The sequence below is a fragment of the Marinobacter maroccanus genome (assembly GCF_002933275.1).
GTDB lineage: Bacteria > Pseudomonadota > Gammaproteobacteria > Pseudomonadales > Oleiphilaceae > Marinobacter > Marinobacter maroccanus.
Map to the genome: position 1 here is coordinate 489,378 of NZ_PSSX01000001.1, position 14,121 is coordinate 503,498.

Sequence of the window (14,121 nt, forward strand, 5' to 3'; positions counted from 1 at the left end):
ACCCCAAATTCAAAAACGCTCATCTGACTTCGGCTTCTTCTTTTCTAATCTCTCGATTTCAACCCGCTGACACGGCCTCTTGATTGGCCGATACACCTTCGTGACTGTGCGGTAACGACAGCGCCGATCTGGCCCGATTATCAAAAAACATGCGGGTGCTTGTGGGGTAATCGGTGATGATGCTGTCCACCCCCATCTCTTCCAGTTGCAGCATGTCGTGAATCCGGTTCACCGTCCAGGTAGACACATGCATTCCCCGGTGATGGGCCTGTTCAACCAGCGTTTTCGTGCACAGCTTCCAGTTGATGCAGAGGTACTCGCAGCCGAGTCGGTTTGCCATGCTCAGCGGTCGGGGAAACTTCCGCTCGGTGACCAGGCCAATGCGGATGTTCTTGTTCCGCCTGCGGATCTGTTTCAGAAACCAGGTGTCGGAAGAGGTTATGGCCACCGTCTGATACAGGTTGCGGCGCTGTATGACCTCCGTCAGGCGATTGCTGAGAATATTCAGCCGCTGGCGCGTGTCCTTTTTGACTTCCAGTTGCAGGTGTTCGATATCGTCGAACTGGTCCAACAGGTCCTCCAGCGAGGGAATTCCGGTGGGTGTCGGCCAGGAACTGGTGTTTCTGCGCGCATCCATGGCTGCCAGCTCGGCAGCGGTGTACTGGCTGATGCTGCCTTTCTGGCTGGTGGTACGGTCTACTGAAAGGTCATGCACCAGAACGGGCTTGCCGTCCTTCGAAAGCACCAGATCCAGCTCGAAATTCCGGATGCCATGCCGATAAGCATGAATAAAACCGGGAAGAGTGTTTTCCGGTGCCTCTCCCTTTGCGCCTCTGTGTCCGTAGACAATCATTCCGCTGTGTCATCCTTCAGCCGTTGGTAAATGGCCTGGCGCTTCTTCCAGGTGTCGTGGCAAAGGCGAATGTCTTCCAGATACGCCGGCAGTTCGTGCATGAGCAGGGCCTGGGGCCCATCCACAAGCGCTTTTTCCGGTTTGGGGTGGAAATCCACCAGCACCATGTTGGCACCGGCTATCACGCCCTGTGCCGTTGCGTGCATCACATCCAGAATGCCATCGGGAGACTGTTCGCGGCTGCCAACGGAGTGGGAAGGGTCTACACACACGGGCATACGGGTGAGGCGTTTGACTGCCGGCACATGGGCGAAATCCACCATGTTCCGGTGGGGTTGGCCGGCCTCGGTTTTCATGCCCCTCAGGCAGAAGATCACGTTGGCGTTGCCTTCGCTGGCCAGATACTCGGCAGCGTTGAGGGATTCATTCAGGGTAATCCCGAACCCACGCTTGAGCAGTACCGGGTAGGTGCTCTGGCGGCCTATGGCCTTCAGCAGTTCAAAGTTCTGGGTGTTACGGGTGCCGACCTGCAGCATCACACCGGTAGGCCGGCCGAGCTTTTCGAGGCAGGTGTCGATTTCCTCGATATGGCTCTCGTGGGTGATTTCCATGGCGATCACCTTGATGCCATGCTTGCCCGCCTTCTCGAACACCCAAGGCAGGCAGCCCTTGCCGTGGCCCTGGAATGAGTAGGGATTGGTGCGGGGCTTGTAAGCGCCCATTCGGGTGCAGACTTCGCCGTTGTCCTCAAGAGCCTGCATCATCATGTCAACATGCTCGGGCACGTCGACGGCGCACAGGCCGGCAAATATGTTCAGATTGGACTGATTGAACTCCACACCGTTGTAGTTGAAGCCACTTTGCCGGCGATCATCCCGGTGGCGACCGAGAATGCGGTAGTCGTCCGAGATGCGAATGGCCCGTTCAACCGCAGGCAAGGCCTCGATTTCTTCCTTGTTCAGGGGCTTGGTGTCCCCGAGAAGATAAATTTCGGTGAGCCTCTGGGTAGCACCCTGAACCTCATGAACCCGAACCGAGACGTTCGGAAGATTCTCGAGGTAGTGCATGGTCTGTCGGTATTCTTCGCTGTCCAGAGCGGTATTCGGATGAAGAATGGCTAACATACGGTCTCCTTTTAAGAACCGGCGTCCTCTGCCCGGTGCCGCGCCTGCATGAACTCCCGGTGATTAAGGTGCAGCAGGTCTGCCATGCGGCGAATAAGGTGTTCTTCGTACTTGTCGATCCGACCGTCTGCAAAGGCCACCCGCCAAATACTCTCAAGCAGTGCCTGTTTGCCTTCCTGATCCAGATGGTCGTTGATCTGGCCGGTAAATTCGTAGAGCGATGTGGCGTCGTCTGCGTGGCTCAGGGCATCCTGAAGAATCTCTTCTGCTTCGGCACGGGTAACCTGGTGCGCTTTCACCGCGCCATCGACAATGGCCTGCAGCTCGCGCTCATCTTCATGCTGGTCGATCCGTGAAACCTGAACCATCAAGGCAGTTGCAGCCACGGCCAATTGATGAGAATCCGGTTTCTCGCTCTCAGCTTCCGGTGCCGCAAACAGTTTTTTCAGGCTTTCGATCATGATCGGACAGTCCTACTTCTGTATTTGGTTTGAAGCGTGGTGTCAGGCGGCCTTGGCCAGCTGCCGGACCCGGTTTTCCAGTTCTATCTGGTCGGCTGTGAACCGGCGAATGCCATCGGCCAGCTTTTCTGTGGCCATGGCGTCTTCATTGGATTCCCAGCGGAACAGCTTCTCGTCGATGGTGCCAAACTGATCCGTTGAGCTAGCATTATGTGCGTCCAGTCGACGGGGCAGCTCGCCCTGGTCGTCCTGCAACTCCTGCAGCAGGGCAGGGCTGATGGTCAGGCGGTCGCAGCCTGCCAGCATTTCGATTTCGCCGGTATTCCTGAAGCTGGCTCCCATTACCACCGTGTTAAAGCCGTTGGCCTTGTAGTAATTGTAGATGCGGGAGACCGAAATCACCCCGGGATCTTCTGCCGCCGGGTAGCTGTCGCGGCCAGTGCTGGCCAGATGCCAGTCCAGAATCCGCCCCACAAAGGGCGAAATCAGGAAGGCGCCGGCCTGGGCGCAGGCGGCAGCCTGGATGAAAGAAAACAGCAGCGTAAGGTTGCAGCGAATCCCTTCCTTCTCCAGTTGCTCGGCGGCACGGATGCCCTCCCAGGTGGAAGCAATCTTGATCAGCACCCGGCTTGTGTCGACACCTTGCTTGTCATACAGCTCAACCAGACGGCGGGCGCGCTCAAGCGTACCTGCGGTATCAAAGGACAACCGGGCATCCACCTCGGTGGAAACCACCCCGGGAATCAGGTTCAGGATTTCACGGCCGGCAAGCACGGCCAGCATATCGGTGGCCATGGTCAGCTGCTCGGCGTCTGAGCCGCCATGCCTGTGTGCCTCGGCCACAGCCTTGTCCAGCATGGGTCGATACGCGTCAGAGGCGGCAGCCTTGAGCAGCAGGGATGGATTGGTGGTGGCATCTTCCGGCCGCCACTTCCCAATGGCTTCGATATCGCCGGTATCGGCCACTACTGTGGTCATGGTCTTCAGTTGGTCGAGCTTGCTGGTCATTCGTCCTGTCGTCCCGGTTGATCTGTTATTGGTGCGCCCGAATCCCGGGCGCTGGCTATATGCCTACAATAACGGGCCGCTCTGACAGGAACAAGACAACAAAAGGTATGGTAGCCATTGCCTGCGATTAAGCTTCGGCAATCTCCGGCGCCGCCGGTTCACGCACCTTTTCCAGAGCCGTCTCGATAACTTCCAGACCAGCGCCGGATTTATGGGCGTTTTCGCTGATATAGCGGCGGAACTGGCGACCGCCAGGCTGGCCATGGAACAGGCCCAGAAGGTGTCTGGACATGTGGGTCAGGAATACGCCCCGCTCAAGTTCGCTCTGGATAAACGGAAGCATGGCCCGAAGCGCCTGATGCCGGCTCTGCACCGGCGCAGCCTGCCCGAAAAACTCCGGGTCAACGCCCGCCAGCAGCCAGGGGTTGTGGTACGCCTCCCGGCCCAGCATCACGCCGTCGGTGTGCCTGAGGTGCTCGTGACACTCCTCGAAGGTCTTGATTCCGCCGTTGATGATGATCTCCAGGTGCGGGTATTTCGCTTTCAGCCGGTAAACCCAGTCGTATTTCAACGGTGGGACCTCCCGGTTTTCCTTGGGGCTCAGGCCCTCAAGAATCGCGATCCGGGCGTGCACGATAAATGTCCGGCAGCCAGCTTCCGACACTTTTTCAACGAATTCGCAGAGATCGTCCCAGGACTCACGCCCATCAATGCCGATCCGGTGCTTCACCGTGACCGGTAGATCGGTTGCCTCAATCATGGCGTGTACGCCCTCCGCCACCTTGTCCGGGTGGCCCATCAGGCAAGCGCCAATCATGTTGTTCTGAACCCGATCGCTCGGGCAACCGACATTCAGGTTGACCTCGTCGAAACCGAACTTCTCAGCCAGCTTCGCACAGTGGGCAAGTTCGGCGGGGTCGCTGCCGCCAAGCTGAAGGGACAGGGGATACTCGGCCTCGTCATGGCGCAGAAAACGTGCGGTATCGCCATGAATCAACGCGCCAGTGGTAACCATCTCGGTGTAGAGCAGGGTATGCCTGCTGAGCTGGCGCGCCAGATAACGGTAATGACTGGTGGTCCAATCCATCATTGGTGCAACGCAAAACCTCCGAGACGGCCCACCGCTAGTGTTACCGCTGCTTGCCACTGAATTGCCTGCCTTTTCTGCGTCACTAATATAGACCATTTATTGCCCGTTTTTCACCATTTTTGTAGTATCGGTGCTCCAGAAGTGCTCCAGAAATCTGTTTGGAGCACCGCAACAAGGAGCGTGGAGCACCGTGCCTACCATTACTGTCAGAACTCGTGCCGATGGTACCAAATCATACCGGGCGGCAATCCGCTTGAAGCGAAAAGGAAAGGTAGTATATCGCGAAAGCCGCACCTTTGACCGTAAGGCTTTGGCGAAAGATTGGGCAACCCGCCGTGAGTTGGAGCTTCAGGAGCCAGGTGCCATTGATAAGGTTCGTCATCGTGGTGTCACCATCGGCGATCTGATCGTGCGGTACCAGAAAGAGTTTGGCGCGGGTTTTGGGCGTAGCAAGGCCATGGATATGGAACGACTCCAGACCTATGACCTGGCAAAGCTGGATGCCCTGGAGATCCGAAGTCAGGATTTTGTTGCGCATGTTGCGGAACGGGTGAAGACAGTGAAGCCGCAGACGGCTGCGAATGATCTGATCTGGCTGCGGGGAGTATTCAAGACTGCCCGGAGTGCATGGGGTATACCTGTTGCACTGGACGCGCTGAATGACGCGGCTGAAACCTGCCGGCGTGAGCGGCTGGTGGCAAAGCCCGCAAAACGGGATCGAAGGCCTACGCTCGGCGAGCTGGAAAAAATACTCGAGTACGGAAAGAGCACGGAGTCCCGGCGTACCGTTCGCACCGGTGATGTCATTCTATTCGCTCTATTCTCAGCTCGCCGCCAGGAGGAGATCACTCGGATCCGATGGGTTGATCTGGATAAGCGGACTCAGAGCGTTATTGTCCCCGACATGAAACACCCCAATCAGAAGAGCGGCAATCATCGCAGGGTCTACCTCACCGACGAGGCCTGGTCCATCATTCACCAGCAACCAGAAATCGATGAACGGATCTTCCCCTTCAACTCAAAATCCATCAGCGCCCGTTTCACCGAGTGGTGCAAGCTCCTTGGCATTTCTGACCTGCACTTCCATGACCTTCGGCACGAGTGCATCAGCTGGCTGTTTGAGCGTGGGTGGGATATTCCGCGCGTGGCTGGCGTTAGCGGTCACACTACTTGGTCGTCTTTGCAGAGGTACACGCACCTGAGCCAACACGAGCCTCACGACAAATATCTCAATTGGCATTGGAGGCCGCTAGTTGGTACTTTCTCGTGACAGTTCTCGAATTTGTTCGGTAGCTATCGGGTTTTACTCATGTCTGCGACTAAAATTTAGTTGCATATTTGCTGTCAGGAACTAGAATTGTGAGCGCAAAGGATAAGCTGAAATCAAAGTTGCGTAGCAAGCCGACTCCCAAGGATGTGAAATGGTCGGAGCTAAGAAACTTGCTGGTTTCTCTGGGTTTCGAAGAAAAGCAATGCTCAGGATCTAGGGTGCGCTTTTATAAGCCTGAGACTGACGGCGCTCCTCGGAGAATTATACGTCTCCATCGACCCCACCCTGAGCCGATCTGTGGGCCTAAATTGGTCCAAAGCGTTGCAAACTCTCTTATTGAATGGGATCTGATATGACTATGAGCCTTTTAAAGCATCGAGGGCAACTAGGGTCAGTTGATTTTGATTTAGATACCAAGCGCCTGTTCGGTAAGTTGATGTTTATTGACGACCTGGTCACGTATGAGGCTTCAGATCTTGAAGGCTTGGAACGCGAGTTTAGAATTTCTGTCGATGAGTATCTTGCTGATTGTGAGGAGCTCGGGGTCGCCCCGAATAAGCCCTTCAAGGGCAGCTTTAACGTCAGAGTCGGAAGTGAGCTGCATAAAAAAGTGGCTCATCGGGCAGCTGAAACCGGCGTAGGCCTAAACGATTACGTTATCAAAGCTCTTGAGGATTCGCTTAATGGCGGATCTGTCGTTCATCATGAGCACAAGCATACTCATGTGATTAAAGGAAGCGCTATTGTAGATTACGACTCTCCTCAACCATCTACTGGAGAATGGAAGATCTCGTCTGGAAGTGATTGGTCTTCGCGGAAAAGAGAGATTGGCTCATGTCATTGAAACTCTTTGAGAAAGCTTATCTTTACCACATAACTTACTCAAAGTTGTATGCCGAGATTCACGATCCGAATGAGGCTGACCGTGGAGGTAGAGTTTTAGTTGAGGGAGACGCTACGCCTTCTATTGAAGATAATAAACTAGTATTTGATGTCGTCCTGTCGGCAGCTTTCTATCCCAAAGATGCCGATGTTGAGGATGAGGATTCAGTGGTAGCTGAGGCAGAGATCTGCGCCAAAGCAATTTTTCATGCTGACCGCGAATTTGGAGACGAGGAATCAGCTGCAATAGATGGCTTTAGCGCTCAGCAACGGCATAAGTTTTCGGATCGTCACTTTGCGGTCGTAGAAACAGTTCTGATGAGCAAGCTAAAGGCGCTTATGTCGGATCTGCAAATGCCTCTCGGAATACCTTTTCAGCTTACAAGATCGTGACCTCACGTTGACACTGCTGAGCAGGCACTTTGAAGTGTAAAAAAGGCGGCTTTTGCCGTCTTTTTTTGTGCCATTACCATCCCAGAGTGTAAAAGATTGCAAAATATAAAGTTGTCAAATTGACAATATTGATTTATTTAAATGCTTATTATGTTGTTAATGTCATTTTAACTATTTTTACAGATCTTTGTATTTTCTGACTTTTGTTCTGACAGCCCATTCTTGACTGTTTAATAAAGTAATTGTCTTTTCGTGCTCACACATAATATGTCAAAAAAATAACTGTCAAAACAGCGTGTTGCGTTTGCATTTGGTTCGTGTAGATTTCTCTCCAGTGGCCACGCAAACGAATATCAACACAAGGAGTAAGTCATGAGTAAAGAGGATTACCTGGCAGTTATCGGAGACATTGCTGATGGGGGAGCAATGCTTCAAAAGCCTGCAAGCTCCGGCATTGTTTCCGAGCGGATGGTCAACATTGCTGATTTGCTGTTTCAAGAGATTGGCGAGCTCGCCGATGCTGCCGTCCGACCCAAGCCTGATAATGACGAGTGATATATCGAAACATGGTGGCGGCCTCCGGGTTGTGATCTAGCTCCGCCCTGGACTCGATAGCGCACGCTGCTAATACAAAATCCCTGGCGTCATCCTCCGTGTGGGTGCCGTCAGGGACTTCCAGGCTAAACTTCGCTGACCTACGCCTATCCAGATAAAGCCGGAACTGGGCATCTTGGCAGAGCATTGCAGCCTTCCTGGCCAGATATCCGCCTTTGGGTTTCTCGTCGCTCATATCCGTTTCTGCTTCTGGTGATACTGAATGACCAGGGACAGCTCCCGCAGGCTGATGGTGTCAATGGACTTTCCGCGCTCATCGAGTAATTCCAGAACCTCGCCCTGTTCCTCAAGGTCCATATGTTTCAGTTCCAGTGCCGGTTCCAGCATGTCCATCGCTTGGAGCGTTTGTCGGATTTGAGAAGCTTTCACGGTGTGGCCTCCTTGGTCAGGTGTTCTCGGCGGGGTGTTTGCCTCTTTGAGCAATGCCCGGATGCGGGCTGTAAAAGCCGGTAGGGCCGAATCACCGCCTCAACCACCAGCATCTCCGCCTTGATCGCCTGCCGGATCCGGTGGCACCAGCGCAGTGCTACTCCGGTTATTGCCTGGCCACGGTTGGCATCGCCTACCAGTTTCTTTGCCTGGCGGTATGCCGCCCGAAGCCTGTTTAACCTCGCGGTGATCATGCTGCTAACTCACTAGACTGAGTTACTGGTTGCCCGGCTCTGATTATCCTGTTCAGAGTTCGTGTATACCGGCCGATCTCGACCATCCGACTATCGAAAGCCTTTCGCGCATCGAGCTGGTTCATGTGCTCGAAAAAGTCGAGCCTCACCTCAAGCCGTGCGACGGGAATCGTCGGATCATGGGCGCCGGTGTAAGTAGCGTCTATAGGGTTGATAACGCAATCGATAGTCTTCACGTGGCCTGACAAACGACAGAACGCATGGGCTAGATCCAGCGTGCAGATCTTGCTAGATAGGCTGAAAATCTTTCTAGCGCGTTCCTGGAGCTTTTTTTCCATGTCCTCTTTGGTTAGCTCTTTCTTGTTCATGCTCTTCCTCGCTGTAAGTTTGATCGGATTCATGCTCGACGGCCCGTTCAAGGTATCGAGCTGCTTTTTCAGCCGTAGCGGCGGCAACTGGATGAGTTTCCTCGACAAAAGCCGCGCGAATGTAAGTTGCAGCCTGGTGCCAGGGATGGTTTCGTTTCACTTTCACTTGGTTCTCCGCTTCTCGTTTGTGATATCGGGCTTACGGCAGCCAGAAATTTAGGAGCAAGTGACCTTGCTCTTACCCAATACACAGAACGATATGAGAAAAAACGGAGCACTTGGGGCGGAAAAACGGTCTTTTTCTGCATGTTTCTCGCCCCCTTTTTGATCTCAAATATGTTAGGGACTGAAATTGCCAACGAAGGTCTGCACCAGGTTGCCGTCGAGCGCGTGGATCAGGTGCTCTCGGAACTCCTTGGCCATTTCTTCCTGATGGTGCTCCAGGCGGACAATGCGCATGATCAGCTTTGGCGTCTCGCCGGTGATCAGGCTTACTCGCAGGCGGAAAGTGCGCTCGTCGAGGCCGTGATAAGGCTCGCAGGTGAATTCGATGAACGCGGGCAGGGTGTCTTTGTTCTGGGCTTCCACTTCGCTCATGGCGCTTCGGCGGCCTCCGAAGGTGCGTTCTTCGCTGGTGCTTTCGGACTTGGCGCCAATGGTGATTCGGCGCACAGCAGCAACAGCGGCGGGCAGGTTCAGGGGTTCGCCGTTCTCGGCGGTGACTTTCAGCTGTGGTGCCCAGTCTTCCAGCCACTCGGCGAGTTCCTTCTGGTCCATCGGGCGACCGTTCTTGCCCAGCAGTTCCTCGAAAGCAGCAGTTTTTGGCAGGTCCAGCCGGGCGGTAAAGTCTGCGTGCCCTGGGTGTTCCAGGGTGCCCAGATCAAAGAGCACCTTGGCGGTCATGTTCTCCGGGTTTACGAAGCAGGGAACGGTTGTACCCGGCTCGGCACCATTCTCTTGAACCTCGCCTGCAGTGAGGTTGGTGTACTCCGCAAACTCGTCAATCTGGGTGGTGGTCATTTTGCCGCGGTACCGGCGGCGGGTGGGCATGAAACGTTCCAGATCTTCCACCTTCACGCTCTCGGGCAGAGAGACCGCAGAGCCGTCTGTCTGTTCGTTGACGTGCTTGGCCGCCATGCCGGAAATAATCATGCTGATGGCGTGTTCCAGGGCTTGCTTGTCCATGTAATCAATCCTCGCTTTTTGGGCTGGTTTCAGGCTCACCTCTGCGGGTGAACAGCTGGTTCTGGTTCTCCGAAAAGATGCTCAGCCGGCCGCCTGTGTTCACATGCATCGGGGTTTCGGTGGTGTCTTCCTCGGAGATCTTTCCGCGCAGGGTTGGCACGGTGTATTTCAGGGTATGGCCAATGTTCACCTGGTAGCTCTGGCCGATCCGCTTCAGGTTCAGCTTGATATCGATGCTGCCCTTGTCGTTGTTGTCGACAACGCCGCCGGCTACCTCGCTGAGCGCGCGGGCCAGCTTCTGGATGAACACGCCGCCATCCAAATCCTCAAAAAACTGGGTAACGTCGGTGTCTCTGTGCGTGGGTGCGGGTGCACTCATGGTGATACTCCTGTTGCGTCTGTTATTGGTGAGTTCAGGGCAGCGTTTGCGCTGCGGGTCTGACGATGGTTTCAGATGAGCCGTTGCCGTAATCCCAGCCGGTGTAGCTCTGGCAATTCAGCCTGCTGAGGTTGTCCGCCACCTGGTCGATCGCATCGGCACTCATGAACTTCTTCAGGCTGGTGCCGGTAGTCATCAGGAACGTGAACAGCTGCAGTGCCTGGCGCATGTGGTTAGGGTCCAGGTACTGGAATTCGCTCACGTTCAGCGGGTTGAGTTCGCCATCCCACAGCGCCAGCAGGAAGTTTCCGGCGTGGCGGGCGTCGCTTCCGGTACCGGAGCTGGCAAGCTCGTGGAGCTCATGCAGTGCGCGCTCGATGTCGTTGGCGCTGGCTTTCAGCGTGATCATGATGTGGTCCTCACTTTTTCTGGCTATCCACCACACGCAGGCGAGGGCGGAGACGAGTAACAACAGGTGGCTGGTCATTGGCGGCTTCCTCCAGGTGAGCTCGGTACCGGAATCCTTCCTGCTTCCACACCAGGCGTTTGCCCTGGGCATTGGCGAAGCGGATCAGATCGATAACGCGGGTGTTCTCCGGCAGATCAAGATGCATGGGATTCCTCCTGGCGGGTGGCGTTGAAGTTGCCGTTCTGAAGCGTTCGGATGGTGCGTGACACTCGTTGAATTCGGCTCTTAACCTCGTGGGGCTGGCGCTGGATGTCGCGCACGATGTGAATGGTGCGCAGCCGTACCAGATCCTGCTCTGAAGTCGGGAAGCGTTCGACGTGTTCGTCGATGGCTCTCTGTACCTGGCGGTGCTTGCCGTTTTGCACGGCTAGCCAGATGGCTTTCCAGCTCAGCAGCTCGATTTCCTCAATGGTTTTCATCGTGACTCCTTGTGTCAGGCCGCGTTGACCTGGTCCCACTCCCGGCGGGCTTTGGTGCGTTGTTCGTCGATGTAGTTGGCCAGATCCTGCGCGCTGACAAGCCAGGGGCTTTTCTGCGTACCGCCCCGGTAGGCCGTAACCGGCAGCTGCTGGCGAGCCGCTCGCTTCTTTGCCATGTCAGGCTTCAGCCCGAAAAACTTCTCGCACACCTCCTCAAGCGGAATCTCGGCGGTACCGAACTCAGCCATCAGTGCGAAAAACGTGGAAATCTGCTTCACGAGGCCTCCTGAATGTCGATCTGCTCTGCGAACTCTTTGCGCAGGAATTCCAGGCCGGCAGGACTCACGAGCGTTTTGGCGCTGTGTTGCAGGCCGCGAACCGGGTGATGAAAGGATTTGGTTTCCACCTTGAACAGGCCGCGTTTGGTGTAGCGCCAGCTCGGCAGGCGCTGGTTGTCCAGGATGCCGCGGCTTTTGAGCGTGCGGATCATCTTGCGTGGGCCAAGGTTCAGCGTTTTCGCGGCTTCGGCGAGGGTGATGTACTCGGGGATCATGCGGCCTCCCTGTCTCCGGCGTGGAGATCGTCAAGGTTGGTTGGCATAACGATGAGGTAATCGTCGGCATCCCGACGGTTGCTGATTCGCACCCGGGCAATGCGTGAGGTGCGAACCGTGGCAGGCTGGTCGCTAACGCCTGGCAAAGCGTTACCGAGAATCAAAACGCCGATGGCCAGCTGCCTGGCTTTGACTAGTCCAGCTTTCCAGGCACGGCTGATCAGCAGCTGCCGGTTGGGTGCTTCGAAGTGGCGCAGGAGGCTGATTATGTGGAACTTCACCGTGCCCAGCGTGATGCCGAGGATCATGCTGATAGATTCGTTCTCTTTGCCTTCCGTTACCCAGACCAGCACTTCCCGCTGACGCGGTGTGAGGGTGCCCTGAGGGTCTTGGATTTCGAATTCTGAGCCGATAGAAGTAGTCATACGCATATCGCCAATAAGCATCAGTGATGTTGCGAAAGGTAGCGTTATACTAATCGGCAGTCAAGAAAAGTGGTGTTATTTTTTACCTTTTAGGGAGGATTTATTTTTAGAAGTGCAGAGATGGCGCGAATTTTAGGCATGAAAAAAGCCCCGGAGGCTTTGGCCTGCGGGGCTTTCGTATCATTCAGTGTTTAAAGTTGTTCGATCAGCTTTCTTGCTTCTTCTGCTTTCTTCTTGAGCTTTTTCGCCTGCTTGCTGGGCAGCGACAGATGTAATTTGTAGTCGCACAGGTTGCGTTGTTTGCACAAGTCATCGAGATCGGTTGCCAACTTCTTTTGGCCGCGCTCTGCTAAAGAGTTGATCACAGCCTGATGTGTCCCTCCGCCACGATTAACTCCCGCCATTCCAAGTGCTTTAGCGGCCATCAGGTGGCATCCATAATAATACCGACTGATAGCTGAGCGTCTATGGGGCTCATCGGGGTCGCCCTGGAAAAGCGTGTTCCCTACATCAAAAAGGTTTTCGGGCTCAATCATCGCTGTCCGTGTCGAATGAGAGAAGAATTCGGAAATTTACTTTATTGAAATGAGGTTCCAGAACTTCACTGAATACCTGATTTTCCAAAGCATAAGCCTCTTCATAAGACTCCACAGCGAAATCAGCGTTGATATACACGCAATAATCACTATCGGCGGGCTCTGAAAAAACGGAAATCTCACCACCCGCATAGTGGGGAAGGGCGGCGGTGCGACGTGCAGCCTGTTCGAGCAATTCCGCAATATCGCCATTACGAGCTATGAATCTCGCGAGCGCGCTTGGATTTTCCACTGATATGTAATTTCCGATTCTGGTAAGTACTTCTCGCGGCGCAGCTGTGTTCTCCCGCTCTGGAAAAGCAAACGTGGGCGTTTCTCTCAAAAAGCCACCCACGAGCTCAAACATGCCTGAGTGTTGGAGTAGCGTGGAGGACCGCTCAGTCAGGATCCTGACCGTGTTAAAGTTCCTTTGAATCGCATCCTCGACTGGGAACTCCAAATACTTTCCTGTGTTTTCAGAAAGTGATTCTTCCTTGTCCTCAGCGAATGCAAAGACGTCCCGCCCTGTAAATGCGGATGCAGATAAGGCTTGTTCAAACGTTGCACTGTGGGTCATTTTTTATTTCCTCAGATCAATACGTTCGATAGCTTGTTCTGACAGGATGTCTTCTAAAAGTTGCTTATTCAGGCGGTGAGCGTGATTGCTCAGGTTTCTGACTACTTCTGGATCAAATCGGTCACCTTCCCCCTCAAGCCCTTTAATGCATCGGACAATATGCACTATTTCCGTTCGGTGGTTGGTTTCCGGAGGATGGTTAGTGGAGAGGTTAACATTCTCAATGAATTCTCTGCCTTCAACTTGCTCCTTCCAACCCTGGAAGATGTGCCACAACGGCCCGTTTCGCTTACGGATGCTTTCCGAGAACACATCGCTTTCCGGCTTGAAGAACTTGCTCAGACTGTAATCTTCATCTGAGAGGTTCCAGTAAAAGCGATCAACGAACTGGACTCCGAGTTCGTCGAACGCCACGTTCTGGATATCCGCGCGCTCAAAAAGAGCGGACAGGTATTGAAGCGCTTTTTCAATGAAATCACTCCAGCCCGTGTATGCCAGAGTTCGAATGCCGCATTTGCCTGGCTCGATGTCAAGTTGCCAGTCAATCAAGCTGGGCTCATCCGGTGAGGGAAGATCCAGCGTCCAGCCTGCAAACTTAGGCGAGGCGGTCGGCGGGCTGCTCTCATTGATACTGAAGTTAAAGGATTCTTTTTTGTGGGCTTTGGGAAAAAGATCCTTCATGACTTCGTTGAGGTTCTGAAGCCGTTTCAGCTCTTCCTTGCCCAATTCCTCCCTGAAAACCAGTGCAACGGCCACAACTGAAAGCGAATGGCTTGCGTTGCGATCGAAATGAACGTTTTCCATGGAGCTTCCTTCGTTCAGATAGGTTCGAGGCGGCAGTGTAATCGGTGA

The 14,121-nt window shown here is 54.4% G+C and carries 24 protein-coding genes; 5 read left to right on the top strand and 19 right to left on the bottom strand.

What is annotated here, in order from left to right; genetic code table 11:
* Nucleotides 1-58 precede the first annotated feature (58 nt).
* The 5 genes from KEHDKFFH_RS02250 to dusA form a co-directional block, all read right to left on the bottom strand.
* Nucleotides 59-853 (bottom strand): glycerophosphodiester phosphodiesterase, encoded by a 795-nt coding sequence (locus tag KEHDKFFH_RS02250; RefSeq protein WP_104320401.1) that lies wholly within the window; start codon nt 851-853, stop codon nt 59-61.
* Nucleotides 850-1,977, bottom strand: coding sequence for a 3-deoxy-7-phosphoheptulonate synthase (locus KEHDKFFH_RS02255; protein WP_104320402.1), 1,128 nt, complete (start codon nt 1,975-1,977; stop codon nt 850-852). Before KEHDKFFH_RS02255 ends, KEHDKFFH_RS02250 begins: the two co-directional genes overlap by 4 nt.
* An 11-nt stretch (nt 1,978-1,988) precedes the next feature.
* A complete protein-coding gene (locus tag KEHDKFFH_RS02260; protein ID WP_104320403.1) occupies nt 1,989-2,438 on the bottom strand; it encodes a tellurite resistance TerB family protein in 450 nt (149 codons plus the stop codon).
* Nucleotides 2,439-2,480: 42 nt separating this feature from the next.
* Nucleotides 2,481-3,446 carry a transaldolase gene (gene tal / locus KEHDKFFH_RS02265; RefSeq protein WP_104320404.1) on the bottom strand — a complete coding sequence of 322 codons (966 nt, stop codon included), beginning with the start codon at nt 3,444-3,446 and terminating at the stop codon, nt 2,481-2,483.
* Between the two features lie 127 nt (nt 3,447-3,573).
* Nucleotides 3,574-4,632 (bottom strand): tRNA dihydrouridine(20/20a) synthase DusA, encoded by a 1,059-nt coding sequence (gene dusA / locus KEHDKFFH_RS02270; protein ID WP_277872172.1) that lies wholly within the window; start codon nt 4,630-4,632, stop codon nt 3,574-3,576.
* 157 nt (nt 4,633-4,789) lie between these two features.
* Between dusA and KEHDKFFH_RS02275 the strand changes: the two genes are divergently transcribed.
* From KEHDKFFH_RS02275 to KEHDKFFH_RS02295, 5 genes are all read left to right on the top strand, one after another.
* Nucleotides 4,790-5,806 carry a site-specific integrase gene (locus KEHDKFFH_RS02275; protein ID WP_146084185.1) on the top strand — a complete coding sequence of 339 codons (1,017 nt, stop codon included), beginning with the start codon at nt 4,790-4,792 and terminating at the stop codon, nt 5,804-5,806.
* Nucleotides 5,807-5,952: 146 nt separating this feature from the next.
* Nucleotides 5,953-6,162 carry a type II toxin-antitoxin system HicA family toxin gene (locus tag KEHDKFFH_RS20550; RefSeq protein WP_422385678.1) on the top strand — a complete coding sequence of 70 codons (210 nt, stop codon included), beginning with the start codon at nt 5,953-5,955 and terminating at the stop codon, nt 6,160-6,162.
* Nucleotides 6,159-6,650, top strand: a complete 492-nt coding sequence (locus tag KEHDKFFH_RS02285; protein WP_241956408.1) for a type II toxin-antitoxin system HicB family antitoxin — start codon at nt 6,159-6,161, stop codon at nt 6,648-6,650. Before KEHDKFFH_RS20550 ends, KEHDKFFH_RS02285 begins: the two co-directional genes overlap by 4 nt.
* On the top strand, nt 6,641-7,081 hold the full coding sequence (locus KEHDKFFH_RS02290) for a hypothetical protein (protein WP_104320407.1): 441 nt from the start codon (nt 6,641-6,643) through the stop codon (nt 7,079-7,081). The genes KEHDKFFH_RS02285 and KEHDKFFH_RS02290 overlap by 10 nt, the downstream gene beginning before the upstream one ends.
* Before the next feature lie 372 nt (nt 7,082-7,453).
* Nucleotides 7,454-7,636 (top strand): hypothetical protein, encoded by a 183-nt coding sequence (locus tag KEHDKFFH_RS02295; protein WP_104320408.1) that lies wholly within the window; start codon nt 7,454-7,456, stop codon nt 7,634-7,636.
* A gap of 231 nt (nt 7,637-7,867) precedes the next feature.
* Here KEHDKFFH_RS02295 and KEHDKFFH_RS02300 read toward each other — a convergent pair whose 3' ends face one another.
* The 14 genes from KEHDKFFH_RS02300 to KEHDKFFH_RS02365 all read right to left on the bottom strand — a co-directional run bounded on the left by KEHDKFFH_RS02300 (nt 7,868) and on the right by KEHDKFFH_RS02365 (nt 13,995).
* Nucleotides 7,868-8,065 (bottom strand): hypothetical protein, encoded by a 198-nt coding sequence (locus tag KEHDKFFH_RS02300; protein WP_104320409.1) that lies wholly within the window; start codon nt 8,063-8,065, stop codon nt 7,868-7,870.
* Nucleotides 8,062-8,319, bottom strand: coding sequence for a hypothetical protein (locus KEHDKFFH_RS02305; RefSeq protein ID WP_104320410.1), 258 nt, complete (start codon nt 8,317-8,319; stop codon nt 8,062-8,064). Before KEHDKFFH_RS02305 ends, KEHDKFFH_RS02300 begins: the two co-directional genes overlap by 4 nt.
* Nucleotides 8,316-8,687: a hypothetical protein gene (locus KEHDKFFH_RS02310; protein ID WP_146084186.1), complete on the bottom strand. Its 372-nt coding sequence runs from the start codon at nt 8,685-8,687 to the stop codon at nt 8,316-8,318. Before KEHDKFFH_RS02310 ends, KEHDKFFH_RS02305 begins: the two co-directional genes overlap by 4 nt.
* Before the next feature lie 339 nt (nt 8,688-9,026).
* On the bottom strand, nt 9,027-9,872 hold the full coding sequence (locus tag KEHDKFFH_RS02315) for a DUF2303 family protein (RefSeq protein ID WP_104320412.1): 846 nt from the start codon (nt 9,870-9,872) through the stop codon (nt 9,027-9,029).
* A 4-nt stretch (nt 9,873-9,876) separates the two neighbouring features.
* Complete coding sequence (locus KEHDKFFH_RS02320; protein ID WP_104320413.1) at nt 9,877-10,251, bottom strand: hypothetical protein; 375 nt, start codon at nt 10,249-10,251, stop codon at nt 9,877-9,879.
* A gap of 34 nt (nt 10,252-10,285) precedes the next feature.
* The gene (locus KEHDKFFH_RS02325) at nt 10,286-10,660 is read right to left on the bottom strand and encodes a DUF7673 family protein (RefSeq protein WP_104320414.1); all 375 of its coding nucleotides are present in this window, start codon (nt 10,658-10,660) and stop codon (nt 10,286-10,288) included.
* 10 nt (nt 10,661-10,670) lie between these two features.
* The gene (locus KEHDKFFH_RS02330; RefSeq protein WP_104320415.1) at nt 10,671-10,865 is read right to left on the bottom strand and encodes a hypothetical protein; all 195 of its coding nucleotides are present in this window, start codon (nt 10,863-10,865) and stop codon (nt 10,671-10,673) included.
* Nucleotides 10,855-11,139: a hypothetical protein gene (locus tag KEHDKFFH_RS02335; RefSeq protein WP_104320416.1), complete on the bottom strand. Its 285-nt coding sequence runs from the start codon at nt 11,137-11,139 to the stop codon at nt 10,855-10,857. The genes KEHDKFFH_RS02330 and KEHDKFFH_RS02335 overlap by 11 nt, the downstream gene beginning before the upstream one ends.
* 14 nt (nt 11,140-11,153) lie before the next feature.
* On the bottom strand, nt 11,154-11,417 hold the full coding sequence (locus KEHDKFFH_RS02340) for a pyocin activator PrtN family protein (protein ID WP_198412728.1): 264 nt from the start codon (nt 11,415-11,417) through the stop codon (nt 11,154-11,156).
* Nucleotides 11,414-11,692: a phage antirepressor KilAC domain-containing protein gene (locus tag KEHDKFFH_RS02345; RefSeq protein ID WP_104320417.1), complete on the bottom strand. Its 279-nt coding sequence runs from the start codon at nt 11,690-11,692 to the stop codon at nt 11,414-11,416. Before KEHDKFFH_RS02345 ends, KEHDKFFH_RS02340 begins: the two co-directional genes overlap by 4 nt.
* Entirely contained in the window at nt 11,689-12,117 is a 429-nt protein-coding gene (locus KEHDKFFH_RS02350) for a helix-turn-helix domain-containing protein (protein ID WP_158253175.1), read from the bottom strand. The genes KEHDKFFH_RS02345 and KEHDKFFH_RS02350 overlap by 4 nt, the downstream gene beginning before the upstream one ends.
* 191 nt (nt 12,118-12,308) lie before the next feature.
* On the bottom strand, nt 12,309-12,653 hold the full coding sequence (locus tag KEHDKFFH_RS02355) for a hypothetical protein (protein WP_104320419.1): 345 nt from the start codon (nt 12,651-12,653) through the stop codon (nt 12,309-12,311).
* On the bottom strand, nt 12,646-13,269 hold the full coding sequence (locus tag KEHDKFFH_RS02360) for a hypothetical protein (RefSeq protein WP_104320420.1): 624 nt from the start codon (nt 13,267-13,269) through the stop codon (nt 12,646-12,648). Before KEHDKFFH_RS02360 ends, KEHDKFFH_RS02355 begins: the two co-directional genes overlap by 8 nt.
* 3 nt (nt 13,270-13,272) lie before the next feature.
* A complete protein-coding gene (locus KEHDKFFH_RS02365; protein WP_158253176.1) occupies nt 13,273-13,995 on the bottom strand; it encodes a TIGR04255 family protein in 723 nt (240 codons plus the stop codon).
* Between the last annotated feature and the right edge of the window lie 126 nt (nt 13,996-14,121).

Coding starts and splice junctions, on each gene's coding strand:
- KEHDKFFH_RS02250 (WP_104320401.1), bottom strand. CDS start 853: ATGATTGTCTACGGACACAGAGGCGCAAAGGGAGAGGCACCGGAAAAC.
- KEHDKFFH_RS02255 (WP_104320402.1), bottom strand. CDS start 1,977: ATGTTAGCCATTCTTCATCCGAATACCGCTCTGGACAGCGAAGAATAC.
- KEHDKFFH_RS02260 (WP_104320403.1), bottom strand. CDS start 2,438: ATGATCGAAAGCCTGAAAAAACTGTTTGCGGCACCGGAAGCTGAGAGC.
- tal (WP_104320404.1), bottom strand. CDS start 3,446: ATGACCAGCAAGCTCGACCAACTGAAGACCATGACCACAGTAGTGGCC.
- dusA (WP_277872172.1), bottom strand. CDS start 4,632: ATGGTCTATATTAGTGACGCAGAAAAGGCAGGCAATTCAGTGGCAAGC.
- KEHDKFFH_RS02285 (WP_241956408.1), top strand. CDS start 6,159: ATGACTATGAGCCTTTTAAAGCATCGAGGGCAACTAGGGTCAGTTGAT.
- KEHDKFFH_RS02290 (WP_104320407.1), top strand. CDS start 6,641: ATGTCATTGAAACTCTTTGAGAAAGCTTATCTTTACCACATAACTTAC.
- KEHDKFFH_RS02295 (WP_104320408.1), top strand. CDS start 7,454: ATGAGTAAAGAGGATTACCTGGCAGTTATCGGAGACATTGCTGATGGG.
- KEHDKFFH_RS02305 (WP_104320410.1), bottom strand. CDS start 8,319: ATGATCACCGCGAGGTTAAACAGGCTTCGGGCGGCATACCGCCAGGCA.
- KEHDKFFH_RS02310 (WP_146084186.1), bottom strand. CDS start 8,687: ATGAACAAGAAAGAGCTAACCAAAGAGGACATGGAAAAAAAGCTCCAG.
- KEHDKFFH_RS02315 (WP_104320412.1), bottom strand. CDS start 9,872: ATGGACAAGCAAGCCCTGGAACACGCCATCAGCATGATTATTTCCGGC.
- KEHDKFFH_RS02320 (WP_104320413.1), bottom strand. CDS start 10,251: ATGAGTGCACCCGCACCCACGCACAGAGACACCGACGTTACCCAGTTT.
- KEHDKFFH_RS02325 (WP_104320414.1), bottom strand. CDS start 10,660: ATGATCACGCTGAAAGCCAGCGCCAACGACATCGAGCGCGCACTGCAT.
- KEHDKFFH_RS02330 (WP_104320415.1), bottom strand. CDS start 10,865: ATGCATCTTGATCTGCCGGAGAACACCCGCGTTATCGATCTGATCCGC.
- KEHDKFFH_RS02335 (WP_104320416.1), bottom strand. CDS start 11,139: ATGAAAACCATTGAGGAAATCGAGCTGCTGAGCTGGAAAGCCATCTGG.
- KEHDKFFH_RS02345 (WP_104320417.1), bottom strand. CDS start 11,692: ATGATCCCCGAGTACATCACCCTCGCCGAAGCCGCGAAAACGCTGAAC.
- KEHDKFFH_RS02350 (WP_158253175.1), bottom strand. CDS start 12,117: ATGACTACTTCTATCGGCTCAGAATTCGAAATCCAAGACCCTCAGGGC.
- KEHDKFFH_RS02355 (WP_104320419.1), bottom strand. CDS start 12,653: ATGATTGAGCCCGAAAACCTTTTTGATGTAGGGAACACGCTTTTCCAG.
- KEHDKFFH_RS02360 (WP_104320420.1), bottom strand. CDS start 13,269: ATGACCCACAGTGCAACGTTTGAACAAGCCTTATCTGCATCCGCATTT.